Below are 23,445 nucleotides of genomic sequence, written 5' to 3'. Positions count from 1 at the left end.
GACCTTCTGTGTTTGCATCGAGACTGCAATCCACCTTTCAGGCCGATACCTTAGCCGACCAATCTCGTCCTGGTGAGCGGGAAATGCCTCAGTGCCGGTTACCGCGGGCGACGCGTTCGATTTCGGCGCGCACCAGACGTTCCACCATGGTCGGCAGATTGTCGTCGAGCCAGGTCTTGAGCATCGGCTTCAGCATGTCCTTGACCAGATCCTCGAGCGTACGCGCGTTGTTGGTCAGGACTGTGTGGGCGAGCGCACCGAAGGCATTGTTCACGGCCGAGCCGGCCTGTTCCGAAATCAGAGCAGCCATATCGAGCGATGGCGGTGCGGACTGTGCCGGAACGAAGGCTGGCGGCACGAACATCTGCGCCGGCGGCTCCGGTTGCGGCTCCGGCTTGAACTCGGGCTCGGCCGCTTCGAGGAAATCGACATCCAGGCTGGGCTGAATGGCCACAGCCGGAGGCTCGGGCTCAGCCATCGTCGGTGATACGACCAGGCTCGCCTCGGCTCCGAGATCGAGCACGTCGTCATCGATCTCCTCGACGAGCTGCAACTGGGGCGCCGCGGGTGGCGGCTCTGGCGTCGGCGCAGGTGCGCTAGCCTCGGCGGGCTTGACCTCGTCATCCGCGATGATCCGGCGAATGGAGGCGAGAATCTCCTCCATCGACGGTTCGTTGGGCTTGGGTTGCGCGCTCATGCTGGGTCCGACCACTCGACACCGGGCGCGCGGATCGAATCAAACGCAGCCCCAACGTTGAGTATTCCACGCAAAGAGCGCCAAGCAAGGCAGGTTCCGGCCCACCCACAGGAGAAATCCGGTCTGTTGCCGGAATGTCTCCCATCGATCAGCGCGCAAGCCCGCTGCAAAACAGAGCGGGCGGACCACAACAGAAACGGGGGCCTTCAGCCCCCGTCATTAACACTCAAGGCTGCCTCAGCGACCGTCAGGAACCTGGGTGCCCCAGAGCAGACCCTTGACCTGATCGTAATGCTTGCGGGAGTCATAGACCGCGGTCTTGAGCTTCAGCGTCTCAGCCGAAAGCCGGCCAACGGCCGAGAGCACGGCATAGGATGCGACGACCCGATCTCGCTGCGCCGTCACCAGCGTCGACCGGGCAATCACCAGTTCCTGCTGCGCGTTGAGCACGTCGAGCGTGGTACGCTGACCGACCTTGGCTTCCTCGCGGACGCCTGCAAGCGCGGTCTCAGCCGCCTGAACCTGTGCCTGAGCCGCAATGATCTGCGCCTTGGCGGCATCAAGGGCGCCCCAGGCGGAGACGACGGCAGCACGCACGGTGTCGCGCGACGTGTCGACGTCGATCCGGCGCTGGCCGGCCGTCTCCTTGGCCTGCCGGGTCCGTGAGTAGACCTGGCCGCCCTCGTAGATCGGGATTGTCAGCGTCGCCACAGCGCTCGCCGAGAAGCGATTGTCACCAAAAAGCTGGCTGTCATAGCGCTGCGCAACCAAGCCGCGCACACCCACGGTCGGATAGAGGTCCGCTTCCGTGACCTTCACCTGCAACTCCGCCGCATCGACGCCGTGCAGAGCCGCGATGACCGCAGGATGCCCTACCAACGCGATGTCAAGCGCGGCCGGCAGCGACTTCGGCAGCAGGTTCTCAATGGGCCGTCCGGGCGCGAGCTGCTTTGGCTCGACACCGACATTCTGGCGAAAGCGCGCGATGCTGGTCTTGAGGTTCGATTCCGCCAGAATCTCCGCGGATTGCGCCTGCGACAGCCGGGCTTCTGCCTGCGCCACGTCGGTCCGGGTTACTTCGCCGACTTGAAATCGGTCGCGCGTCTGGCGCAGTTGCTCCTCGAGAACCTCGACGTTGTTGCGGTTCAAACTGAGAATCGCCGTGTCGCGCAGCACGTTCATGTAGGACGTGGCGGCATCGAGCAGCACGTTCTGCTCGGTATTGCGCAACGTCGCCCGCGCACCCAGCACCTGCGATTCCGCCTGGCTGACGGAGCTGCGGGTCTTGCCACCGTCGAAGATGTTCTGGTCGATCTGGACGCCTGCGCCACGCGGCGCCAGGCGGGACGTGCTGTTGCCCTGTCCGGGCTGATTGGCGTCAAGCAGGCTCGCGCCGATATCCGCCGAGGCGGTGATTCGCGGCCGGTAGCCGGACAGTGCCTGGGGCACGTTCTCGTTGGTGGCGCGCACCAAGGCGCGCTGCGAATTCAGCGTCGGGTTGCCATTATAGGCCCGCGCCAGCGATGCATCCATCGTCTGCGCAGAAGCCGTCGTGATCTGGCTGGCGGCCAAAACGGTGGCCAGAACCGCAGCGAGACCGTATCCGGCCGACTTCCGCCTAATTTCTTTTTCGTTCACGTGGACGCCTCTTGTGCGGACTCAAGTCTCGCCCAGGCATCGCCCCAGCCTCGGCATAGTTGTAGTGATTCATACCCGGAGCCGCGGCCCGCGCCAATCTCACCAAGGCGCGAACAATCGTTTCCATGGCGCAGTGCCGCATAAATGCGACACTGCCGAATCAAAATTCGAAACTCGGAACGCGGCGGAATTCTTCCAAAACAGGCGCGGCAGCATCGAAAACCGGCCTCGCCGACATGGTTTGGGCGCTCTTTTGATAAAGCTGCACCCGCGCGGCCCGCCCCTGCCCCTCGACCAGGATCAGCCGGCCGTTATCGTTGACGAGACCAAAAAGGCTCTCTGGAACGGTCTCGCAGGCGCCGCTGACGAGAATCGCGTCGAAATGAGATTCGGCAGGCCGTGTGGCGCTGAGCGTGACGCCAACAGCGCCAGCCAGCGCAAGCGCGCCACGAGCCTGATCCAGGGCAGCCGCATCAGGCTCCCAAAGCGTGGCGACCGCGCCCATATCCGACATCAATGCAGCGCCATATCCCGTGCCGCCGCCATATTCGAGCACGCGCTCGCCAGGCTGAATGCCGAGCATCTGGATCATCCGCACGATCACCATCGGCGTCATCAGCGCCCGGCTCGTACCCGGCAAGGCGACAGACTGATCGAGATAGGCAAGGTGGGAGAGTTCGGCGGGAAGAAATGCTTCGCGCGGAACGCGGTCGGCAGCCGTGAGAACCGCACGGTCCGTCACGTCATAGGTCCGCAACTGGCAATCGACCATCATCCGGCGCAGCTCGGTGAAGCTGTCCATATCCTCAATCTCCGTCTGCGCGGCGCGTGTTCGCCGTCCTCAGCTTTTGTTCGAGGCGGTCGCAAAAGGCAAGATGGCCGCGGCAGGACACCGGTTCGGCTGCAGCGAGTTCTCACGGCCGAGGAGCACATGCGCGCCGCATCCACAGACGACCTGACGGCGTCGTCGCGAGGCAATCCGGCCAAGATTCGACCGGCAGGATTCTGCCGGCGACATCTCGATTGATCTGCGATCGCGGCCTCTGAATCAGACCGGTTTGGATTCGGTCATTCTGCCCAATAGCGATCGCTCAGCGATCCCTCGATCCTGATCATGACATCGAGAGGGCTCGGCCCATCCTCTCCACGCAGCTCCGCGCCCGCGCCGTCGATCGGCGCCTGGCGGCCACGCCCTGATCAACGAACCTCGGCGGATCGTGGTGAGGGGATCGCGCAAGGGCGGACGCGCATTACGCGCCGACATGCCGAGAGCTCGGATCAGCAAAAGCGCATAAGATTCTGAAATCGCGAGCCGACACGCTGCCGCCCCCTCGTAGAGGAGATGGCACACGGGCATCAATTTCATGAATGTAAGAAGTGTTGGCTCCCGGAGCAGGATTCGAACCTGCGACCAATCGATTAACAGTCGATTGCTCTACCGCTGAGCTATCCGGGACCGATGGCCGGGGTAATAGCGACGCCTTTGTCCGGGCGCAAGCCCTTTAAGACACTTCGATGGCAGGAATTCCGCTCATCCACAGGTGACCATAGGTCATCATGACGAATGCTGCTGTTCCCGGTTGCGGGCCGGCGCGCCATGTGGTTATAGGCGGCCCTAGGACATCACCGCAGCGTGACTGTCCCCGGATGGCCTCGTGGCGGAGTGGTTACGCAGAGGACTGCAAATCCTTGCACCCCGGTTCGATTCCGGGCGAGGCCTCCACCTCCTTAACATAATGCGCTGACTGCCCTGATCCTCGCGAAAGCGAGGCATCTGTGCCTTGCGCGTCATGAACGGTTCCGGACAATCCCGTTCATCACCGGTTCGAGCCCGATCGGCTTCCATGCTGTCGATCCGATTCACCTGGAGACGAATCATGCGAAACTTTTTCCTCGCCTCGGCCCTGATGCTGGGCCTGACGGCTGCCCTGCCCGCAGCCGCACTCGCAGCGCCACCGACCACGGCTGGCGACCTGCTGAGCGGGACGTCCGACATTCAGCAGGTTCAGTATCGCGACTGGCGCCATGGCCGGGGACACTATTCTCACGGTTATCGCTACGGTCCCCCACGCGGCTATTACGGCCGCCGCCATTACGGCCCGCCGCCCTATGGCTATGCACGCGGGCACTGGCGCCATCGCCAGTATTACGGCCGGCCCTATTACCGCTGATAGCGCCGCATACCGGCCCGGAGGTCGATTCTCCCGCCCAGAAGCAATGCCAGGATCGGCGCCTTGACGGCGCCGATTTCGCGTGAGCCGCTGGTGCAGGCTATCGGGAGGCAGGCTATCAGGAGGGATGAGCGCCTCCTCCCTGTTCTGGTTCCGCGACGATCTGCGTCTCGCCGACAATCCTGCCCTTTGCGCAGCTGCGGCCCATGGCCCCGTCCTTTGCCTCTACATCCTCGACGAATCACCGAAACGGCGCGTGCTGGGCGGCGCAGCGCGCTGGTGGTTGTCACGCTCTCTCGCCGCGCTCGCCGAAGAGCTGGGCGCGCGCGGCGGCAGGCTCGTCCTGATGCGGGGAGACCCTGCCAGGTTGATTCCCATGGTCGTGGCCGCAACAGGCGTCGACCTCGTCACCTGGAATCGTCGCTACGAGGCCGCCGCCATTGCGCTTGATTCTGAGGTGAAGCGCGAACTGACCCAGGCCGGCACGACCGTCGCGAGCTACAATGCCAGCCTGCTCAACGAGCCCTGGCAGATCGCAACGGGCTCCGGCACGCCCTTCAAGGTCTTCACGCCCTATTGGCGCGCAGTCCGGGCGCGCGGCGAGCCGGCAGCTCCTGCCCCAGCCCCCACACAGCTGAGACCGCTGCCTCTCCCCGAATCGCTGAAACCGCTTGCCCTCGATCATGAGAGGCTGATGCTGGAACCGACCGCGCCCGATTGGGCTGGGGGCATGCGCGAGGCCTGGATTCCGGGCGAGGCTGGCGCGACGGGCGCCGTCTCCTCTTTCCTCGGCGAGGCGATCGCAGGCTACAGCGAGGGTCGCAATCGTCCCGACAAGGTCTCGACCTCGCGCCTCTCTCCGCATCTGCGCTTCGGTGAAATCGGGCCCCGCCAGCTCTGGCACGCCACGCTGGCAGCCCGGCATGCAGGAGAAATCCCGGGCAGCGCCGGTGATGCAGAGAAATTTCTCTCCGAAATCGGCTGGCGTGAATTCTCCTACCACCTGCTCTTCCATCACCCTGACCTGGCGACGCAGAACTTCAACGCGCGTTTCGACGCTTTTCCATGGCGACAGGACGATGCCGCGCTGCACGCCTGGAAACGCGGGCTGACAGGCTATCCGATCGTCGATGCCGGCATGCGCGAACTCTGGACGACCGGCTGGATGCATAATCGCGCGCGGATGATCGTCGCGTCCTTCCTGATCAAGCACCTGCTCATCGACTGGCGCGAAGGCGAGCGCTGGTTCTGGGACACTCTGGTTGACGCCGACCCCGCCAATAATCCCACGAGTTGGCAATGGGTTGCGGGATCGGGCGCCGATGCCGCTCCCTATTTCCGCATCTTCAACCCAGTGACGCAGGGCGAGAAATTCGACCCCGACGGCACCTATGTCCGACGCTGGATTCCGGAACTCGGTCAGCTTCCGGCTCCGGAGCTCCACAGCCCCTGGACGCTTCCGCCTGGCAAGCTCGCGGCCGCTGCCGTCCGGCTCGGAGAAACCTATCCACGCCCGATCATCGATCTCGGCTTTGGCCGGCAGCGGGCGCTCGATGCCCTTGCGTCCCTGGGCCGCGCATAGCCTGCCGTGCTTCCTACCTCACCCTTCGAGCGCGAGCACGGCAAAGCTCGCGAGCCAGTGTTCGCCCATATAGTCGCCGGCGATATGGGGAAGCCCGGCCGCCAGGTGCCGTGCGGCAGCGTCCTCTGCCAGGGTTCGGCGCGGATCGCCCGGCGGCAGCGCCGCTGAGAGCGAGCGCCAGCACCACGCCCGGCTAAGGTTCAGACCATCGAGATGGGCGATCTTGCCATCCGTGCGATCGCTGACAGTCGCCGGCCGGAACAGGGCTTCCGGTCCGCTGTCGGCCAGCCTGGGCAGGAAGCCGTCGAACCAGGGCAGAAATTCCTCCCCTGGCAGGAGACGCCTCATGCATTCCGCCTCGATCAGCGCCGAGGACAGGAAGTCATCGCCGCTCGGCTCGCCCCAGGCCGGGCAATCCGCATCCCCGCCGTACCAGCGCCTGCCGGTGTCTCGCAGCAGCGCCATGAACGCGTCGTCCCGCGTCACCGCAGCATAGTCTGCCGCCATCCTGAGGCCGAAGGCCGTGTTGAAATGCGTGCCCACGCGGACCGGATAGGTCGCGAGCGGGAGAAAGTCGCGAAAGCGCTCAGCGAAAGCGTCCGCCAGCGGCGCGAGCATCTGCGACCAGCGCTGGTCGTCATGCAGGTGCAGCTCCTCCGCCAGCTTCAGAAGCCATGCCCAGCCATAGGGACGCTTGAAGCCGCGCGCCGTCGGCGCCGCAAGATAGGCGCACTCGACCGCGACCTTGTCCGCGACGAACTGTTCGTCGAACAGGGCGCAGATATCTCCGGCATTCGGAAGGTCCGGAAAGCGGCGCAGCAGCCGCGCCAGCATCCAGTAGCTGTGGACGCAGGAATGCCAGTCATAGCTGCCATAGAAGACCGGATGGAGTTCACGCGGCGTTCGGGCGTCTTCGGGGCCGGCCAGGACATGATCAGGCTTGTTGGGGTATTCGCGCCGGACGTGCCCCAGCGCAATGGCGGCGAAGCGAGCCGCCAGTTCCGGCGTAAGATCAGATCGTGTCATCGGCATTCCCTTCGATTGTCACGGCACGACCGGAGATTCCGGTGACCGGACAATCCTTGCGTGACCTTGCGAGCAGCGCCTCGAGCAGGCGCGGCATGATGTAGATCGGCAGCTGAGTCGCCGCGAAGTAAAGTGCCATCCGCGGAGTTGCAGCAGTACCAAGTGCCGACCAGGCTAGACCGACATTACGGTTTCCGAGAATCAGGCCGACAGCCAGGCGTTCGCGCAAGGAACCCGGCAGCACCAGGGCCCCGCCGAACTGCATGGCGAGATTACAGGCGAAGGCAAGCGCCAGGCAGATGATGGCCGCCTGAGGATCATTCTCGATCTGGCTGCGCATGCCGGCCATGGTCGCCAGAGCGAAGACCAGCAATGCTGCGACAGTGATGCCATCGACCGCGGCGCCATGGGCAGCCAGCGCGGCTGCGGCGTGCCGCCTCAGGATGAGCGCGACGCCCTCAGCCCCTCCGATCAGCAGCGCAAGCCTCAGCGCGAGGTCAAGAGGCGCGACGGAGAGCCCGCCGGACCAGCTTGCCAGTAATGGTATGGTGACGGGCGCCAGCGCCATGGACAGGAGCGTGACGACCAGCGGCACCGCACCATCCAGCCCCAGCATTCTTGCGACCGCCGCGGTGCCACTCGACGGTGGCACTGAGGTGGCCAGAACCAGCGCCAGTGCGAGCTCAGGGGCAAGGCCGATCAGATGCGCGGCGATGCCCGCGAGGATCGGACATGCGATCATCGCGACGCAGGGCAGGAAGACCGACAGCGAAGGACGCCGGATCACGGCGACCACTGCGATCATGTCGATCCGCAGCAGCGTCCCGAGCACGATCAGGAAGATCGCCGCCGGCATCAGCGGGCGCGCCAGCTCGGCCAGCGTGGGAAAAATCAGCCCGAGCATGACGCCGAGCGCCAGCAATGTCGGCCCGCGCGGGATCAGGCGCGGAAGATTGGATCGCATGAGACGCGCCTGTTTGCCTGGGGCGCAGACGATAGGCAGGCATATCGCCATCTTGGAAATCGATTATCGGCATGACCATAATCGTCGCCATGAATTTGGCTGCGATCGATCTCAATCTCCTCGTCGCCTTCGAGGCCCTGATGGAGGAGCGCCACGTGACCCGTGCCGGGCAGCGCATCGGGTTGGCGCAGCCCTCGATGAGCAGCGCGCTGGCGCGCCTGCGAGCCCTGTTCGACGACGACCTGCTGGTCAGGACTGCCGAGGGCATGCAGCCGACCGCCAGGGCGCTTGCCCTGGCCCGACCGGTCAGCGAGGCGCTGGAACAGATTCGCAGAACGCTGGATTCCGGGCGGGGCTTCGATCCAGGCTCGGCACGGAGGCATTTCACCATCGCAGTGACGGATTACGGCGACCTCGTCATCGTGCCGGCCCTTGTCGAAGCGCTGCGGCGCGACGCGCCCGGGGTCGATCTCACCGTGCGTCCCATCACCGATGCGATCGAGAGCCTGGCGCGGCTGGAACGCGGCGAAGTCGATGCTCTGATCGGAGGCCATCTGCCCGTCTCCTCCCGCACAACCCGGCAGTTCCTGCTGATGGAGCGCTTCACCTGCGTTCGCGATGCATCCCGCGCAGCTCCGGGTATCTCGCTCGACCGTGCTGATTTCGTGCGCCTGCCCCATGTCCTGTTCTCGTCGATGGGAGGCGATGGCTCACCGAGTGCCGTCGATGCCATTCTGTCGGAACACGGACACAAGCGCAGGGTCGCGGTCACGCTTCCGCATGTCGTGGCGGTGCCCTTTGTACTGGCAGGGACTGATCTCGTGGCGACCATGGCGGAGCGAATCGCCCTGCGCATTGCCGACGTGGCAGGTGTGGCGATCCTTCCCCTTCCCTATGAGGTTCCGGCATTCGCGATCGACCTCGTGCATGGACTGCGCGCAACGTCGAACCCGGCGATGCAATGGTTCGTCGATCTCATCGTCAAAACCTGCCGGACAATCTGAAACGCGCCACAATCGTCCGTCACGGCCATGACGTTGAGTCAGCGCCGGATCAATTTCGCATGTCGGACACATTCCCCGCCTTCCTCACCCGCGCGGCCCTGCGTGCGGACCTCCAGCGCCTCGGCCTGCAGCCCGGCGACACCGTGATGGTTCATGCCGCGATGAGCCGCATCGGGCAGTTGCTGAACGGTCCCGATGCCTTGATCGGCGCCCTGCTCGACACAATCGGCGCTCAGGGAACGCTGCTGGCCTATACCGACTGGGACGGCGCCTATGACGACCTGCTCGACAACGAGGGCCGCGTTCCCGAAACCTGGCGCGCGCATCTCCCGCCCTTCGATCCGGCGTCGTCACGTGCCATTCGCGACAATGGCGTGCTGCCGGAATTCCTGCGCAGCACCCCCGGCGCGAAACGCAGTGGCAATCCCGGCGCTTCGGTTGCAGCACTCGGTGCCAGGGCGGACTGGATCACGCAGGATCACCCGCTCGACTATGGCTATGGCGAAGGTTCTCCGCTGGCGAAGCTCGTCTCCATCGGCGGCAAGGTTCTCATGGTCGGCGCCCCCCGCGACACACTGACCCTGCTGCATCACGCCGAACACCTCGCGCAGATTCCGGGCAAGCGCATCCTGCGCCGGGAAGTCCCGTTCGCGACCGCATCCGGTACGCTGTGGCGGATGATCGAGGAATTCGACACAGGCGATCCCATCGTCGCCGGGCTCGATGAGGATTACTTTGCCGAGATCGTCGGTGCATTCCTTGCCTCCGGACAGGGTCGGCAGGGACAGATCGGCGCCGCAGCAAGCATCCTCGTCGACGCTGCGGCGATCACCCGCTTCGGCGTCGCCTGGCTGGAGAGCCGCTTCGGCGGGCAGCTTACGCCTGCTCTCGCTTCGCCCGGCCGGTAAACCACCCGATCGCCCGGAAATAGACCGGGTAGGGCAACAGGTTGATCAGCTTCACCGCCCATGACAGCCGGCGTGGAAAGCTGATCTCGAAGCCGCCGCGCGCGAAGCCGTCGACGATGCGTTTTGCTGCAACCGCCTCGGTCATCAGGAGCGGCATCGAGAAATCGTGCTGGCGCGTCAGGGGCGTATCGACGAAGCCCGGATTGACGACCTGAAGACGAATGCCGAGCCTGTCGCAGTCGAATTTCAGCGCCTCGCACATGTAGATCGTTGCCGCCTTGGAAGCGCCATAGGCGGCTGCTCTCGGCAGGCCGCCGAAACCGGCGATCGAGGCGTTGACCGCAATATGGCCACGGCCCCGCGGCTTCATCCGCTCCAGCACGGCGGCCAGCCCCTTGGCTGCTCCAAGGGTGTTGACCGCCAGAGCAGCCTCGAGAGCCGCGATGTCAAACACGCCGGGTCGGGTGACTGGCGCGACGCCGGCATTCAGAAAGGCCAGCGCGATCGGCCCATGCACGCTCTCGATGGCATCGACCACCACGCGCATGGCTGCGGCATCCGTCACGTCGCCGGCATGGGCAACGATACGACCGGGCAATCCGGTAGCGCGTCGTGCGAGATCCTCGAGTTGTTCCAGCCGTCGCGCCGTGATCGCCACCGTCCACCCGCGAGAGGCCAGTTCGAGTGCGACGGCCTCGCCGATGCCGGAACTCGCGCCGGTGACCCAGGCGACGCCGTCCTGCGGCTGCATGCGCGGCAATGACATGGTTTCTCCCGACGAGAGGCCCCCGGACATACAGCCCCACAAGTGATCGGCGCAACCTTGCCGCCCTGCCCGTCCCGCTTCTGCAGCGCCTCGATCGCCGCAATCCCCACACGTCGTCATGGCATGTGGCGCACGCCACGCAATCGGTGCAGTCTGCCGGCCGCGCCAGCCGCCGATGAATCAGGGCCACGACCGATGCCGACAGAATTGCTCTTCCGCCAGGACGCCTACCTCGCCGAGACCCCGGCCAAGGTAGAGGCGCTGAACGAGCGCGGCGGCATCGTTCTCGATCGCACGGTGTTTTACGCCACCGGCGGCGGCCAGCCAGGCGATGCCGGGCGGATCCGCCTCGCCGACGGCAGCGAGATCGCCATCGGCACCACGATATACGACCCCGAGGACAAGAGCCGCGTCATCCATGTGCCACTCGAGGGCCAGGCCGCACCTCAGCCCGGCGACACTGTCACCCTGTTGCTCGACTGGGAGCGCCGCCTGAAGCGCATGCGCATCCACACTGCCCTGCACCTGCTCAGCGTCGTGCTGCCCTTCCCCGTCACCGGCGGCTCGATCGGCGATGGTGACGGCCGTCTCGATTTCGACATTCCGGAAGGCGGGCTCGACAAGGCGGAGATCGGCGAGAAGCTGAACGCGCTGATCGCCCGCAATGCCGCCGTCAGCGAGCGCTGGATTACCGACGAGGAGCTCGACGCCAATCCCGGCCTGGTCAAGACCATGTCGGTGAAGCCACCGCGCGGGTCCGGTCGCGTCCGGCTGGTTTCGATCGAAGGCATCGATCTCCAGCCCTGCGGCGGAACCCATGTCCGCAACACCTCCGAGATCGGTGTTGTCGCGGTCACCGATATGGAGAAGAAGGGCAAGCAGAACAGGCGCGTGCGCATCGCGCTTGCCTGAGCCCTCCAGACTTCGCCTCATCAGCAGGAAACGCCGACCATGGCCAGCAACGATGTTTTCGTCTCCACCGAATGGCTCGCCGAGCGCCTGAACGCGCCCGATATCGTGGTGGTCGACGGCTCCTGGTATCTCCCCGTGCATGCCCGCGATCCCGCCGCCGAATACGCCGCGCGGCGCATTCCTGGTGCGGTGCGCTTCGACATCGATACAGTGAAGGACGCCAAGTCCGATCTGCCGCACATGCTGCCACGGCCGGATGCCTTCGCGGCCGCTGTCGGCGCCATAGGTATCGGCGACGGCATGCGCATTGTGGTCTATGACGGGCTCGGCCTGTTCTCGGCCGCGCGCGTCCGCTGGACCTTCAAGACCTTCGGGGCGAAGGACGTCGTCATCCTCGAAGGCGGCTTCCCGAAATGGCAGGCCGAAGGCCGCCCGATCGAGGAAGGCCCGCCCCGTGCCCGCGCCGCCCGCACCTTCACTGCGCGGCTCGACCACTCCGCCGTGGCCGATGCCGGCGATGTCGAGCGTGCGCTGAATGGCGCTGCGATCCAGGTCGTCGACGCCCGTCCGGCCGACCGCTTCCGCGGCGAGGCGCCGGAGCCGCGCGCCGGCGTGCGCTCGGGCCATATGCCGGGTTCGCTCAACCTGCCCTTCCCGGCAATCATCGCCGATGGCAGGCTCCGTTCGCCGGAGGCCATCGCTGCCGCCTTCACCGAGGCTGGCGTCGATCTGGACAAGCCGATGATCACCAGCTGCGGCTCCGGTGTCTCGGCCGCAATCCTCTCGACCGCGCTCGAGACCATCGGCAAACCGGCGCGCGCCATCTATGACGGCTCCTGGGCCGAATGGGGCGCGAGCGACCGGCCCATCGCAACGGGGCCGGCCAGGAAGAGCTAAAGCACCGGCCCGAAAACTGGATTGCGGCTTTCGGGAAAGCCGATGCAAACACTGAAGGCTGGGTCGTCGGACCGGACACCAATCCGATCCGACGATCTAAGAAAGCGCTGGAGTTTAACTCAGTAAGTCGCTCTGCCGCCTGACAGATCGAAAATTCCCCCGGTCGAGAAGGAGCACTCGTCGGAGGAGAGCCAGAGCACCATTCTGGCCACCTCGTCGATCTCGACGAAGCGGCCCATCGGGATACGGCCGAGGATGTCTGCGCGGCGCTCAGCCGAGATTTCCTTGGCCATCGCGGTTTCGGCAGCGGCCGGCGTGATCGCCGTCACGATGATGCCGTCGCGCGCGGTTTCCTTGGCGACGCTCTTGGTCAGCGCGATCAACCCCGCCTTGGAGGCGCTGTAAGCTGCCGCCATCGCCATGCCTTCCTTGCCCTGAATCGAAGCAATGTTGACGACATGGCCGCGCAACGGGTGCGGGTTCTGTGCGGTGTGGCGCGCTGCTTGTGCCCGCATGCGCCCGACGACCGCGCGCGTCACGAGATAGGCTCCGAACAGGTTCACCTGCAGCACGCGCTGAAAATTCTCCGGCGAGGTTTCCCAGACCGGTTTGACCTCGCCGAGCACACCGGCATTGTTGACGAGGATATCGACCCGGCCACCGGCAAAGACGGTATCGGCGGCATGTTCGACCGCCGCCACATTCGTGATGTCGACCTCCCGGACGCTGATGGCCGGGCCGAGTTCCGACCGCGCCTGCGCCAGCGCCGACGCGCTCATGTCCCAGAGCTCGACTTCGGCGCCGGCATCCATCAGCGCCTTGGCCATGCCACGCCCCAGCCCGCCAGCCCCACCGGTGATGATCGCGCGGCGTCCGCCGAATTCGTAGGTCGCAGTCATTAGCCCGCACTCCAGGCAGTCTTGGTTCGGGTGGTCTGGTGACGATAGAGCCCTAGATCGAATGGCCCCTCGCCGCCAAGCGCCGTGAGTTTCTCAGCCGCGAGCTCCGCCTTGGCCAGTCTCACGAATTCCGCCTCGTCTCCCCAGCCTTCGAGCAGCAACACCCAGCGTGGGACGGCATTGGCGACGCCACGGGCCTTCTGCTCGGCGGTGGCGACGCCGCTCGCCTCGGCATCGGCGGTGAGCACATGCACGCCGGCGACGCCTGGTCGCCCCAGCAGATCGGGAACCAGCTGCCGAAGCAAGGCAGCCTTGTGTTCCGCCGCCTGTACGTCCGGCACATCATAGCGCAGCGTCGCGATCAGCCCACCCTGCGCCGGCCCGGCGCTATGCGCCACACGGCAGATCGAGCGGGCGACCGAGCGGAAATGCGTGACCGCGGCAAGGGTCCAGGGTGTCGGCGCGTTCACGCGTGCCGTGTAATCCTGTCCCTTCAGAACCTCGACGCTCAGCGTCTCGTAGAGATTGAAGAATTCGAGATCGGCCTCAATGGCGACATAGCGCCGGCCGCGCAGGAATCCAGGAATGCCGACCCGTTCCGGCATGTGCTCCTGACCATGCCAGGCATAGAAGACCTCGCGTCCTTCCGGCGCGATGTCGTGCCAGATTGCGACCGCCCCCTCGCCTGCCAAACTCATGGTCGCTCCCCTCTCCAGCCATCGCAGGGCCGTTGACTCGGCCTGTCCTCGCTCATATACGAAATCAAATTCTGAAATGGAATGCTATTCCAAAAAAGAAGATATGAGGGTGGAACGGTGACGATCGCAGCGGTGGACCGCGCGCTGAAGATGCTGGAAATGCTGTCGGGAGAACCCGCCGGCATCGACCTCGGCGCCCTCGCCGAGCGGCTCGACCTGCCGGCCAGTGCGACCCACCGTCTGCTGACCACCTTCGCCGAGCGCGGCTTTGTCGCGCAGGATCCCGCCAGCGGCGCCTACGCGCTGACCCTGAAGCTCTCGCTCCTCGCCTTCCGCAATCTCGACCTGCGCCATCTGCCCGATGCCGGTCAGATCGTGCTCGACCGGCTCGCCCAGGCGACGGGCGAATATTGTCGACTGGCCGTGGTCGAGGGGGAGAATCTGGTCTGGATCGCGCGGTCGCAGGGCGCGACCGCCGGCCTTCGCTACGAGCCGCCAATGGGCTCGGAAATCGTCCTGCATGCCACGGCGACCGGCAAGGCCTGGCTCGCCTCCCTGCCCGAAGACCAGGCGCTTCGCATCGTTTGCGCGCGTGGCTTTCAGGCGGAGGGGCGCACGGGTCCCAATGCCGTCACCGGCGTCGAGGCCTTGCGCAGCCATCTCGCCGAGACGCGGCAGCGCGGCTTTGCACTCGCCGTGGAGGAAGGCGAGATCGGCACTGTGGCGATGGCGACGACCTTTCGCTCCGCGCCTGGAGCCGAGGCGCCGATCGCCGGCACATTGAGCGTCGCCGGCCCTGCGGCCCGGATGCAGGCCGCGCGCCATGGCTCGATTGCCGACGCCCTGCACAGGGCCGCAGTCGAGATGGCCGAGATCTGGCCGTTGCGCCGCCGCCAGAGTTCATCGCTGCAGAGCCCTTCGCTGAATGGCCGGCCGGGCCCTCTCCTCCAGACAGGAACCCAGGCATGAGCAACGATGGTGCCATCGCGCCTGCCGCGGCATCCTCCGCGACACCTGTTCCGGCCACCGGCCATGCCCGCGCCTGGGTCTCCGCGATTGCCTGGCCTCTTGCCAGCTTTGCCGTGCTGCTGCTCGCCTGGCAGTGGTTCGTGCCGATGGCCGGCATCCCGGAATACATCCTGCCCGTGCCGAGCGCCTTCTTCGAGCGGCTCTGGATCGACCGGGCCCTGATCGCGCAGCACACGCTGGTGACCGCCAATGAAATCGTGCTCGGCTTCCTGATGGCGGCGGTGATCTCGATCCCGCTCGGCTACATCATCGTCTCCGTGAAGATCCTGGAGAAGGCGATCTACCCGGTCATCGTCTTCTTCCAGCTTGTGCCCAAGATCGCGATCGCCCCGCTCTTCGTCGTCTGGTTCGGCTTCGGCCTGTTCCCGAAGGTGCTGCTGACCTTCCTGCTCTGCTTCTTCCCAACACTGGTCGCCAGCATGACCGGCTTCAGGGCGCTGGACGAGCGGGTGCTCTACCTGACGCGCTCGATGGGCGCCTCAGCCTGGCAGACCTTCCGCTATGTCCGGGTGCCGGCAGCGCTGACCTATATCTTCTCCGGCCTGAAGGTCTCCGCCGTCTTCGCTGCCACCGGCGCCATCGTCGGCGAGTTCGTCGGCGCCAATGCCGGCCTCGGCTATCTGCTGCTGCGCGGCACCAGCTTCCTCGACATGCCGCTGATCTTCGCCTGCCTCGTTGCGCTCAGCCTCGTCGGCATCGTCTTCAGCTATCTCGTCGACGGGCTCGAAGTGCTGCTGATGCCCTGGCAGCGAAAGGGCTGACCTATCCAAGACCAAGAAATACCCGGCTCGAACCGGGGCACCGGACAATGATCATGGGAGGAACCAACATGAACCGCCGCAGTCTCATCGCCGCAGCAACACTGATCGCGCTCAGCGCCACGACCGCCTTCGCTCAGGGCGCCGGCAAGCCGATGAAGATCACGCTGAACTTCCTCGCCGCAGCGCCCAATGCCGGCTTCATGATGGCCAAGCAACTCGGTCTCTACGAGAAGGCCGGCATCAACCTGACCATCGAGGAAGGCAAGGGCTCAGGCACCACTGCGCAGATGGTCGCGACCGGCCAGACCGATATCGGCTTCGCCGACGCGCCTGCCGCGATGCAGCTGCGCACCAAGGGCGCGCCGGTGAAGATCATCGCCCCGGTTCTGCAGACCAACGGCTTTGCCATCATCTCGCTCGAAGAGAGCAACATCGCCTCCCCCAAGGACCTGATCGGCAAGAAGGTCGCGGTCCAGCCCGGCACGGCCCAGACGACGCTGCTCGATGCGATCCTGGCCAGCAACCAGATCGACAAGACCAAGCTCGACATCATCAATATCGATCCCGGCGCCTTTGTCGGCGCGCTGCTGGAAAAGAAGGTCGACGCCATCCTCGGCGGGGCCGATTTCCATTCGATCCAGATTCGCGAGCGCGGCTTCAAGGTGCGCGACATCTTCTATCGCGATGTCGGCGTGCCGACCGTCGGCCTCTCGATGATCGCCCGCGACGACCGGATCAAGGCCGATGCCGATCTGTTCAAGAAATTCGTCGAGGCGAGCCTCCAGGGCTGGGACGCCGCCCGCAAGAACCCCGACGCTGCGGCCGATGCAGTGGTGGCGCAATTTCCTTCGGTGAAGAAGGCCCAGGTGCTGGCGCAGTTCGACGTCGTCAACAAGCTGCTCTGCGCACCGGGCGCGACGTCACTCGGCAAGGTTCCGGAAAAGAACTGGACCGTCAGCTTCGACCTGCTGACGCAATATCTCGGTCTGCCCAAGGACAAGCCGATCACAGACTATTACTCGACCGAGCTGCTGCCCGCCTCGGCACCAGCCTGTTCCTGAGGATTCCATGAGCCTCGCGACTCAAGCCCCGGGCTCCGGCGCCGCCTCCATCCAGGGACGCGGCGTCATCAAGACCTTCGGCAGCTTCACCGCCGTCGACGGTCTCACCCTCGATATCCGGAGCGGCGAATTCGTCAGCCTGATCGGCCCTTCCGGCTGTGGCAAGAGCACCTTCATGCTCATGGCGGCCGGGCTGATGCCGGTCGGCGCCGGCGAATTGCTGGTCGACGGCCGGACACTGACCGAACCGCTCACCGATATCGGCATCGTCTTCCAGGACCATCTGCTGCTGGAGTTCCGGACCGCTCTGGAGAACGTCATGCTCCAGGCCGAGATCCGTGGCCTGCCCTTGGCGCCGGCACGCGCCCGTGCGCTCGATCTCTTCGCCAAGCTCGGCATCTCGCATGCGGTCGATCGCTATCCGAAGCAGCTCTCGGGCGGCATGCGCCAGCGCGTCTCGATCGCCCGGGCCCTGATCCACAATCCGTCGGTGCTGATGATGGACGAGCCCTTCGGCGCCCTCGACGCCATCACCCGCACGCAGATCCGGCACGATCTCGAAATGCTCTGGCTGGAGACCGGCAAGACGGTCGTGTTCATCACCCACAGCATCGACGAGGCGATCGGCCTTTCCGACCGCGTGCTGGTGATGTCGCCGACACCCGGGCGCATCGTCGACGAAATCGCGATCGAGCTGCCGCGGCCACGCCCCGCCCATCTCGGCGACTACCCGAGCTTCAACGCCTATGCCGACCGCATCCACGACGCCTTCAGGCGTTTTGGCGTGATCCGGTATTGAGGCTTGCCAGCAGCGCCCATCGGACTAGCCTTCCCGGATGGAAGGAGCCTGCGATGGCCGAGCACGATCACCCGCATTCGCACGACCATGACGAGCCACGCTGGAAACATGACGGCGTGCGCGTCATCACCGGCGACAAGCTCGATCCCAACACCGCCCAGACGCCTGGCATGTTCCGGCAGGCTGCGATCAACCACGCCCGGGTCGGTGCGCAAAAGATCTGGGCCGGCACGGTCTCGATCCAGCCCAATGCCAAGACCGGTGTGCATCATCATGGCGAGCTGGAAAGCGTGATCTATGTCGTGCGCGGCAAGGCCCGCATGCGTTGGGGCGAGAGGCTCGAATTCGTCGCGGAGGCCGGGCCGGGCGACTTCATCTACGTGCCGCCCTTCGTGCCGCACCAGGAGATCAACGCCAATCCGGACGAGCCTCTCGAATGCGTGCTGGTGCGTTCCGACAACGAGGCCGTAGTGGTCAACATCACCGATGTCGACCCGGTCGAGGCGCCTGAAGAGGTCTATTGGATCGACCCGATCCACAAGCACCCACCGGGCGGCGGCTCCCGAGACTAACCGCCGACCTCGAAATCGCCCGGCTGAGCGGGCGCGATCGCCGTGAACAGCGTGCGGTCGGGCTTGAGGTCGAGCAGCGGCGTCCCGTCGAGACAATCGAGCCCACGGACCAGCAGCACCGGCCCCTCCCGGGCGGCCAGCGTGACGATCGAGGTGCCGATCGGATTGGGCCTGACGGGGGAGCGAAGCGCGAAAGTGCCGTGGGTCTGCCCATCACTTGCAGGACTCTGAAGCACGAGGTCGCGTCGGGACCGGTGCAGCCAGTACAGCACCTCCAGGCGCTCGAAGCGCTCGATCCCGGCAAGCGCCGCATCCCAGGGCTCGAACAGCTCGATCCGACAGAGCGGCCCATCGATCCGCCCCTGGCGCGGGCAGGTCAACCGAGAACTCCACGGCGTCCGGATTCTGCCAATGAAGACCAGTCCGGCATCGCTCGCCACGGGCGGCGCGACCGCAACCTCGTGGTCGCGGATCTCGTTCTCGCGCACCATCGCCGTCAGTCGATCGCGACCATCACGTCGGAGGCCTTCACCACGGCGTAGGCCTGCTGCCCGACCGTGAGCTTGAGCTCGTCGACCGCTGCGTTGGTGATGGCCGAGGTCACGATCGCTCCGCCGATGTCGATGCGGACATGGGCGGTCGTCGCGCCCTTCGTGATCTCGACGATCTTTCCCTTGAGCTGATTGCGGGCGCTGATCTTCACGAGCTTTCTCCTCAGCATGTCCGGAGGGCCATCCCCTCACTCATGGTGATTGACACGGCTCTCGACGCCACGCAACGATCGCTATATTCCACGATGCACAGCGATTGCGATTTCGAGGGAACGCGACCATGACAACCCGCCGCCACGTACTCGGCCTTGCCGCAGCCTTCCTTTTCGGAATGGCCACTGTCTCTGGCAAGGCCCAGGCACAGAGCAAGGAGCTCGTCATTTTCGCGGCTGCGAGCCTCAAGAATGCGCTCGACGAGGCCGCGGCCAGCTGGGTCAAGGAAAGCGGCAAGCCGGCGCCAAAGATCTCCTACGCGGCGAGCAACGCGCTGGCCAAGCAGATCGAACAGGGCGCACCAGCCGATATCTTCATGTCGGCGGATCTCGACTGGATGGATTACGCGGCCTCGAAGAACCTGATCAAGTCTGACACCCGCGTCAGTCTGCTGGCCAACCGGATCGCGCTCATCGCCGCCAAGGATTCGGCTGCCAAGGTCGAACTGAAGCCAGGCGTCGATCTGGCCACCGTGCTCGGCTCCGGCCGGCTCGCCATGGGCAATGTCGATTCCGTGCCCGCCGGCAAATACGGCAAGGCTGCGCTCGAGAAGCTCGGCGGCTGGGACAAGATCAAGGACAAGGTGGCACAGGCCGACAACGTTCGTGCCGCCCTGCTGCTGGTCTCGCGCGGCGAGGCGCCGCTCGGCATCGTCTACACCACCGATGCCGCCGCCGACCCGCAGGTCAAGGTTGTCGCCACTTTCCCCGAGGACTCGCACCCGCCGATCATCTATCCGGTCGCGGTGACCAAGGACTCGGCCAATGCTGACGCCCAGGCCTTCCTGACCTATCTGCGCGGTCCCGCGGCAAAGGGCGCCTTCGAGAAGCAGGGCTTCACGGTGCTGAACAAGGCTGCCAGCTCTTCGTGAGCGACTGGCTGTCCCCTGAGGAGTGGACGGCGGTCAGGCTCAGCCTGCTTGTCGCAACGACGGCCACGATCGCGAGCCTGCCGATCGGCATCGCGATCGCGTTCCTGCTGGCGCGAGGCCGTTTCTGGGGCAAGTCGCTCCTGGACGCCCTCGTGCATCTGCCGCTGATCATGCCGCCTGTCGTGACCGGCTACCTGCTGCTGATCGGCTTCGGACGGCGCGGCCCGATCGGGCAGTTCCTCTATGACTGGTTCGGCATCGTCCTGTCCTTCCGCTGGACCGGTGCCGCGCTTGCCGCCGGGGTGATGGGCTTTCCGCTTATGGTGCGGGCGATCCGGCTCTCGATCGAGGCCGTCGATCGCAAGTTGGAGGATGCCGCCGGCACCCTTGGCGCCAGTCCGCTCTGGGTCTTCCTCGCCGTGACCCTGCCGCTGTGCCTGCCCGGCATCGTCGTTGGCATGATCCTGAGCTTCGCCAAGGCGATGGGCGAGTTCGGCGCAACCATCACCTTCGTCTCGAACATCCCCGGCGAGACCCAGACTCTGCCCTCGGCGATCTACACCTTCACCCAGGTGCCGGGAGGCGAGGCCGGAGCCATGCGGCTGACGCTGATCTCGATTGCCATATCCGTCATCGCACTGTTTGCCTCCGAGGCGATGGCGCGGTTTGTCGGGCGCCGGATCGCGATCGAATGACACCGGCTCTCGATGTCGCGGTTGAGCATCGGCTCGGGAACTTCCTGCTCGACGCCCGCTTCACCGCGGATGGCGGTCTGACGGCTCTCTTCGGGCGCTCCGGCTCGGGCAAGACCTCGCTGGTCAATGTCATCGGCGGCCTGATCCGCCCGACACGTGGCCGGATCGTCGTCGCCGGCGAAACCCTGGTCGATACCGACCGCGGCATCTTCGTCCCCAAACATCGCCGCCGGATCGGCTATGTCTTCCAGGAAGCGCGGCTGTTCCCGCATCTCACCGTCCGCCAGAACCTGCTCTTCGGACGCTGGTTCGCCCGGCACCACGGCCATGACGGCACCGAGATTGCAAGCGTACTCGAACTGCTCGGCATCGGCCATTTGCTGGAGCGCCGCCCCGCGGGGCTCTCCGGCGGCGAGAAGCAGCGCGTGGCGATCGGCCGAGCCCTGCTGGCAAGGCCGCGCCTGCTCTTGATGGACGAGCCGCTCGCTTCGCTTGACGAAGCACGCAAGGCCGAGATTCTGCCCTATATCGAGCGATTGCGCGACGAGATGGGCCTGCCGATCGTCTATGTCTCGCATTCGGCGGCCGAGGTCGCACGCCTTGCGACGAATCTGGTCATCGTCGACCAGGGCGCGGTCAAGGCGTCGGGCCCGACGGCCGAGGTGATGTCGCGGCTCGATGTCGCGATGCTGCCCGGGGCGCCGGAAGCGAGCGCCGTCCTCGACGCCGAAGTCACGGGTCTCGACCCTGTCCATCACCTGGCGACGCTGTCGACCCAGGCAGGCCGGCTCTTTGTCGCGCGTCCCGGTCTGCGCGCGGGAGCGCGGCTGCGCGTCCGCATCCTCGCCAGCGACGTTCTCCTCAGCCTCAACCCGCTGGAAGGCATCAGTGCACTCAATGTGCTGCCGGGTACCATTGCCGAGGTCGGCATGGGGCGCGGAACGGAGGGAGCCGCCGTCGACCTGCGCATCGATTGCAATGGCGCCATGCTCGTTGCCCGGCTGACCACGAAATCGGTGTCTCAGCTTGGGCTGAAACCGGGCAGCCCGATCTATGCGGTCATCAAAAGCGTCTCGGTCGATGCGCCCTGACGATGTCCTGCCGCATGCAATGGAGACTGGCGGTGCCATTGCGCTGTAGTTCGGCATATATGGCTATGCGGCGGGAAACGACGATGCGGGCCTGACCGAAGCCGGCTAGACTGGTTGCGCAACAAGGACGCCTGAATGCCCGAAACGCCGCCGCCCCCCGCCGTCGAACTCAGCCTCAGGCTCGACTTCTCGCCCGGCGGCCGACTCGGCCCGGGCAAGGTCGAGTTGCTCGAAGCTGTCGAGCAGACGGGCTCGATTTCTGCAGCGGGACGGGCGATGACCATGTCCTACAGGCGAGCCTGGCTATTGGTCGACGAACTCAACAGGATGTTCCGGCAACCGCTTGTGGAAGCCCAGCCCGGCGGCAGCAAGGGCGGTGGAGCGCATCTGACGCCGCTCGGACGCGAGGTCGTGGCGCATTACCGCGCTGTCGAGAGCAAGGCACTGAAGGCGGGCAATCTTCATATCGAAGCCCTGCGCGGGCTCGTCGACGAGCGGGGCGGCAAGTCCTGATCGGCAAGTCCTGAAACGAGAACGGCGCACGGTCGAACCGACCGCGCGCCGTGGAAGCCGGGCCTCAGGCTCAGCGTTCGATCATCTTGTTCCAGCGGCTGTTCCATTCCGGGCGCTTGGCGTTGATCGCATCCCAGTCCAGCGTCACTGCGGTCTTCATGTTGGCGTGGAAGGCCTTGAGCTTCTCCTCGGCCTCCGGCGTCGTGGCCTTTGCCTTGGTGTTGGAAGGCACGACATTGCCGGCAGCCAGCGCCTTGCTCTGCGCATCGGCCGAAAGCAGATAGGCCGCCAGCTTCTGTGCCAGCTCCGGCTCCGAGTTATTGGCGATGACGCATTGCGCCACCATCAGCACGACGGACCCTTCCTTCGGCTGGGCATATTCCGCCGCAATGCCCTTTTCCTTCAAGGTCGCGACCGCCGTCGGCGTCAGCGGGAAGATCGCAGCTTCACCGGTCTGGACCATTTCCGAGATCTTGGCCGAGCTCGGGATGAACTCGAGCACGTTCTTGCCGATCAGGTCGCGGAACTTGCTGAAGCCCGGCTCGACATTGGTCTCGTTGCCGCCCTGGATACGGTTGAACATCAGGAAGGCGTGCAGACCGAAGGACGACGCCGAGGCCGACTGGAACACGACCTTGCCCTTGAACTTCGGGTCGGCGAGATCCATCCACGAGGTCGGTGCGGCCCAGCCCTTCTCGTCGAACATCTTCTTGTTATAGGCGAGCCCGGTCATGCCGAGGTCGATGCCGACTGCCATGTCGTCCTTCATCCGGGTGCCCTGAGCAAGCTCGGCCAGCTCCGGACCGGGCTTCAGCTTTTCGCAGAGGCCGGCGCCGATCGCGCGCACCATGACGCCGTCATCGAGGAACATCACATGCATCTGCGGCTTGTCCTTGGCCGCTGTCGCCTTGGCCAGGATGTCCGAGGAGGTGCCGGGCACGACGACGATCTTGACGTCATTGGCTTTCTCAAACTCGGGGAAGACAGCCTGCGTGAAGGTGCGCTCGAAATTGCCGCCATTCATGCCGACATAGAGCGTCTTGGACTGCGCCATGGCGGCGCCGGAGGCGACGACGGCAAATGCGGCGACAGTGCTCGCCAGAGCGGTGCGGCGGTTGATCATGAAC

26 protein-coding genes and 2 tRNA genes are annotated in these 23,445 nt (G+C 65.4%); 16 read left to right on the top strand and 12 right to left on the bottom strand.

What is annotated here, in order from left to right:
- Positions 1-88: 88 nt before the first annotated feature.
- The 4 genes from AB4118_RS11780 to AB4118_RS11765 form a co-directional block, all read right to left on the bottom strand.
- Positions 89-697, bottom strand: a complete 609-nt coding sequence (locus AB4118_RS11780; protein ID WP_441489889.1) for a PopZ family protein — start codon at positions 695-697, stop codon at positions 89-91.
- A gap of 237 nt (positions 698-934) precedes the next feature.
- On the bottom strand, positions 935-2,335 hold the full coding sequence (locus tag AB4118_RS11775) for a TolC family outer membrane protein (protein WP_441489888.1): 1,401 nt from the start codon (positions 2,333-2,335) through the stop codon (positions 935-937).
- Between the two features lie 160 nt (positions 2,336-2,495).
- The gene (locus AB4118_RS11770; RefSeq protein ID WP_441489887.1) at positions 2,496-3,137 is read right to left on the bottom strand and encodes a protein-L-isoaspartate O-methyltransferase family protein; all 642 of its coding nucleotides are present in this window, start codon (positions 3,135-3,137) and stop codon (positions 2,496-2,498) included.
- Positions 3,138-3,716: 579 nt separating this feature from the next.
- Positions 3,717-3,791 (bottom strand) — tRNA-Asn (locus AB4118_RS11765).
- Between the two features lie 193 nt (positions 3,792-3,984).
- Between AB4118_RS11765 and AB4118_RS11760 the strand changes: the two genes are divergently transcribed.
- The 3 genes from AB4118_RS11760 to AB4118_RS11750 all read left to right on the top strand — a co-directional run bounded on the left by AB4118_RS11760 (position 3,985) and on the right by AB4118_RS11750 (position 6,088).
- Positions 3,985-4,058: transfer RNA gene (locus AB4118_RS11760), tRNA-Cys, on the top strand.
- 154 nt (positions 4,059-4,212) lie between these two features.
- Entirely contained in the window at positions 4,213-4,506 is a 294-nt protein-coding gene (locus tag AB4118_RS11755; protein WP_441489886.1) for a hypothetical protein, read from the top strand.
- Positions 4,507-4,633: 127 nt separating this feature from the next.
- Positions 4,634-6,088 (top strand): cryptochrome/photolyase family protein, encoded by a 1,455-nt coding sequence (locus AB4118_RS11750; RefSeq protein ID WP_441489885.1) that lies wholly within the window; start codon positions 4,634-4,636, stop codon positions 6,086-6,088.
- Between the two features lie 18 nt (positions 6,089-6,106).
- Here the strand turns inward: AB4118_RS11750 and AB4118_RS11745 are convergent, their stop codons facing one another.
- Positions 6,107-7,114 (bottom strand): DUF2891 domain-containing protein, encoded by a 1,008-nt coding sequence (locus AB4118_RS11745; RefSeq protein ID WP_441489884.1) that lies wholly within the window; start codon positions 7,112-7,114, stop codon positions 6,107-6,109.
- The gene (locus AB4118_RS11740; protein WP_441489883.1) at positions 7,101-8,078 is read right to left on the bottom strand and encodes a hypothetical protein; all 978 of its coding nucleotides are present in this window, start codon (positions 8,076-8,078) and stop codon (positions 7,101-7,103) included. Before AB4118_RS11740 ends, AB4118_RS11745 begins: the two co-directional genes overlap by 14 nt.
- 71 nt (positions 8,079-8,149) lie before the next feature.
- Between AB4118_RS11740 and AB4118_RS11735 the strand changes: the two genes are divergently transcribed.
- Both AB4118_RS11735 and aac(3) read left to right on the top strand, forming a co-directional pair.
- Complete coding sequence (locus AB4118_RS11735; protein ID WP_441489882.1) at positions 8,150-9,082, top strand: LysR family transcriptional regulator; 933 nt, start codon at positions 8,150-8,152, stop codon at positions 9,080-9,082.
- A 59-nt stretch (positions 9,083-9,141) separates the two neighbouring features.
- Positions 9,142-9,990 carry an aminoglycoside 3-N-acetyltransferase gene (aac(3), locus tag AB4118_RS11730; protein WP_441489881.1) on the top strand — a complete coding sequence of 283 codons (849 nt, stop codon included), beginning with the start codon at positions 9,142-9,144 and terminating at the stop codon, positions 9,988-9,990.
- Here the strand turns inward: aac(3) and AB4118_RS11725 are convergent.
- On the bottom strand, positions 9,959-10,756 hold the full coding sequence (locus AB4118_RS11725) for an SDR family NAD(P)-dependent oxidoreductase (RefSeq protein WP_441489880.1): 798 nt from the start codon (positions 10,754-10,756) through the stop codon (positions 9,959-9,961). The genes aac(3) and AB4118_RS11725 overlap by 32 nt on opposite strands.
- Positions 10,757-10,951: 195 nt before the next feature.
- On the opposite strand from AB4118_RS11725, the gene AB4118_RS11720 reads away from it, so the two are divergent.
- Together AB4118_RS11720 and sseA are read left to right on the top strand one after the other, a co-directional pair.
- Positions 10,952-11,668: an alanyl-tRNA editing protein gene (locus AB4118_RS11720; RefSeq protein WP_441489879.1), complete on the top strand. Its 717-nt coding sequence runs from the start codon at positions 10,952-10,954 to the stop codon at positions 11,666-11,668.
- 39 nt (positions 11,669-11,707) lie between these two features.
- Positions 11,708-12,565, top strand: a complete 858-nt coding sequence (sseA, locus tag AB4118_RS11715) for a 3-mercaptopyruvate sulfurtransferase (RefSeq protein ID WP_441489878.1) — start codon at positions 11,708-11,710, stop codon at positions 12,563-12,565.
- Positions 12,566-12,684: 119 nt separating this feature from the next.
- Here the strand turns inward: sseA and AB4118_RS11710 are convergent, their stop codons facing one another.
- Positions 12,685-13,464: an SDR family NAD(P)-dependent oxidoreductase gene (locus AB4118_RS11710; RefSeq protein ID WP_441489877.1), complete on the bottom strand. Its 780-nt coding sequence runs from the start codon at positions 13,462-13,464 to the stop codon at positions 12,685-12,687.
- Positions 13,464-14,162: a hypothetical protein gene (locus AB4118_RS11705; RefSeq protein ID WP_441489876.1), complete on the bottom strand. Its 699-nt coding sequence runs from the start codon at positions 14,160-14,162 to the stop codon at positions 13,464-13,466. Before AB4118_RS11705 ends, AB4118_RS11710 begins: the two co-directional genes overlap by 1 nt.
- 117 nt (positions 14,163-14,279) lie before the next feature.
- Here AB4118_RS11705 and AB4118_RS11700 point away from each other — a divergent pair, with 117 nt between their 5' ends.
- From AB4118_RS11700 to AB4118_RS11680, 5 genes are all read left to right on the top strand, one after another.
- On the top strand, positions 14,280-15,131 hold the full coding sequence (locus AB4118_RS11700; protein WP_441489875.1) for an IclR family transcriptional regulator: 852 nt from the start codon (positions 14,280-14,282) through the stop codon (positions 15,129-15,131).
- Positions 15,128-15,952 carry an ABC transporter permease gene (locus tag AB4118_RS11695; protein WP_441489874.1) on the top strand — a complete coding sequence of 275 codons (825 nt, stop codon included), beginning with the start codon at positions 15,128-15,130 and terminating at the stop codon, positions 15,950-15,952. Before AB4118_RS11700 ends, AB4118_RS11695 begins: the two co-directional genes overlap by 4 nt.
- Positions 15,953-16,020: 68 nt before the next feature.
- Positions 16,021-17,013, top strand: coding sequence for an ABC transporter substrate-binding protein (locus AB4118_RS11690; protein ID WP_441489873.1), 993 nt, complete (start codon positions 16,021-16,023; stop codon positions 17,011-17,013).
- A gap of 7 nt (positions 17,014-17,020) precedes the next feature.
- On the top strand, positions 17,021-17,812 hold the full coding sequence (locus AB4118_RS11685; RefSeq protein ID WP_441489872.1) for an ABC transporter ATP-binding protein: 792 nt from the start codon (positions 17,021-17,023) through the stop codon (positions 17,810-17,812).
- Positions 17,813-17,865: 53 nt separating this feature from the next.
- The gene (locus tag AB4118_RS11680; RefSeq protein ID WP_441489871.1) at positions 17,866-18,384 is read left to right on the top strand and encodes a cupin domain-containing protein; all 519 of its coding nucleotides are present in this window, start codon (positions 17,866-17,868) and stop codon (positions 18,382-18,384) included.
- Here AB4118_RS11680 and tsaA read toward each other — a convergent pair.
- Both tsaA and AB4118_RS11670 read right to left on the bottom strand, forming a co-directional pair.
- Positions 18,381-18,875 (bottom strand): tRNA (N6-threonylcarbamoyladenosine(37)-N6)-methyltransferase TrmO, encoded by a 495-nt coding sequence (tsaA, locus tag AB4118_RS11675; protein ID WP_441489870.1) that lies wholly within the window; start codon positions 18,873-18,875, stop codon positions 18,381-18,383. The genes AB4118_RS11680 and tsaA overlap by 4 nt on opposite strands.
- Before the next feature lie 5 nt (positions 18,876-18,880).
- A complete protein-coding gene (locus AB4118_RS11670) occupies positions 18,881-19,087 on the bottom strand; it encodes a TOBE domain-containing protein (RefSeq protein WP_441479394.1) in 207 nt (68 codons plus the stop codon).
- Positions 19,088-19,215: 128 nt separating this feature from the next.
- On the opposite strand from AB4118_RS11670, the gene modA reads away from it, so the two are divergent.
- The 4 genes from modA to AB4118_RS11650 all read left to right on the top strand — a co-directional run bounded on the left by modA (position 19,216) and on the right by AB4118_RS11650 (position 22,318).
- The gene (gene modA / locus AB4118_RS11665) at positions 19,216-20,019 is read left to right on the top strand and encodes a molybdate ABC transporter substrate-binding protein (RefSeq protein ID WP_441489869.1); all 804 of its coding nucleotides are present in this window, start codon (positions 19,216-19,218) and stop codon (positions 20,017-20,019) included.
- Complete coding sequence (modB, locus tag AB4118_RS11660) at positions 20,016-20,714, top strand: molybdate ABC transporter permease subunit (protein ID WP_441489868.1); 699 nt, start codon at positions 20,016-20,018, stop codon at positions 20,712-20,714. The genes modA and modB overlap by 4 nt, the downstream gene beginning before the upstream one ends.
- On the top strand, positions 20,711-21,805 hold the full coding sequence (gene modC, locus AB4118_RS11655) for a molybdenum ABC transporter ATP-binding protein (RefSeq protein ID WP_441489867.1): 1,095 nt from the start codon (positions 20,711-20,713) through the stop codon (positions 21,803-21,805). Before modB ends, modC begins: the two co-directional genes overlap by 4 nt.
- 135 nt (positions 21,806-21,940) lie before the next feature.
- Positions 21,941-22,318, top strand: coding sequence for a winged helix-turn-helix domain-containing protein (locus AB4118_RS11650; protein ID WP_441489866.1), 378 nt, complete (start codon positions 21,941-21,943; stop codon positions 22,316-22,318).
- A gap of 70 nt (positions 22,319-22,388) precedes the next feature.
- On the opposite strand, the gene AB4118_RS11645 is transcribed toward AB4118_RS11650, so the two are convergent.
- A complete protein-coding gene (locus AB4118_RS11645) occupies positions 22,389-23,441 on the bottom strand; it encodes a polyamine ABC transporter substrate-binding protein (protein ID WP_069880423.1) in 1,053 nt (350 codons plus the stop codon).
- Positions 23,442-23,445: the final 4 nt, after the last annotated feature.

Origin of the sequence: Allobosea sp. 2RAB26, assembly GCF_052115465.1 — a bacterium.
Taxonomy (GTDB): domain Bacteria; phylum Pseudomonadota; class Alphaproteobacteria; order Rhizobiales; family Beijerinckiaceae; genus Allobosea.
Note: the sequence above shows the minus strand (reverse complement) of the source record. Positions and strands in the feature narration are given on the sequence as shown.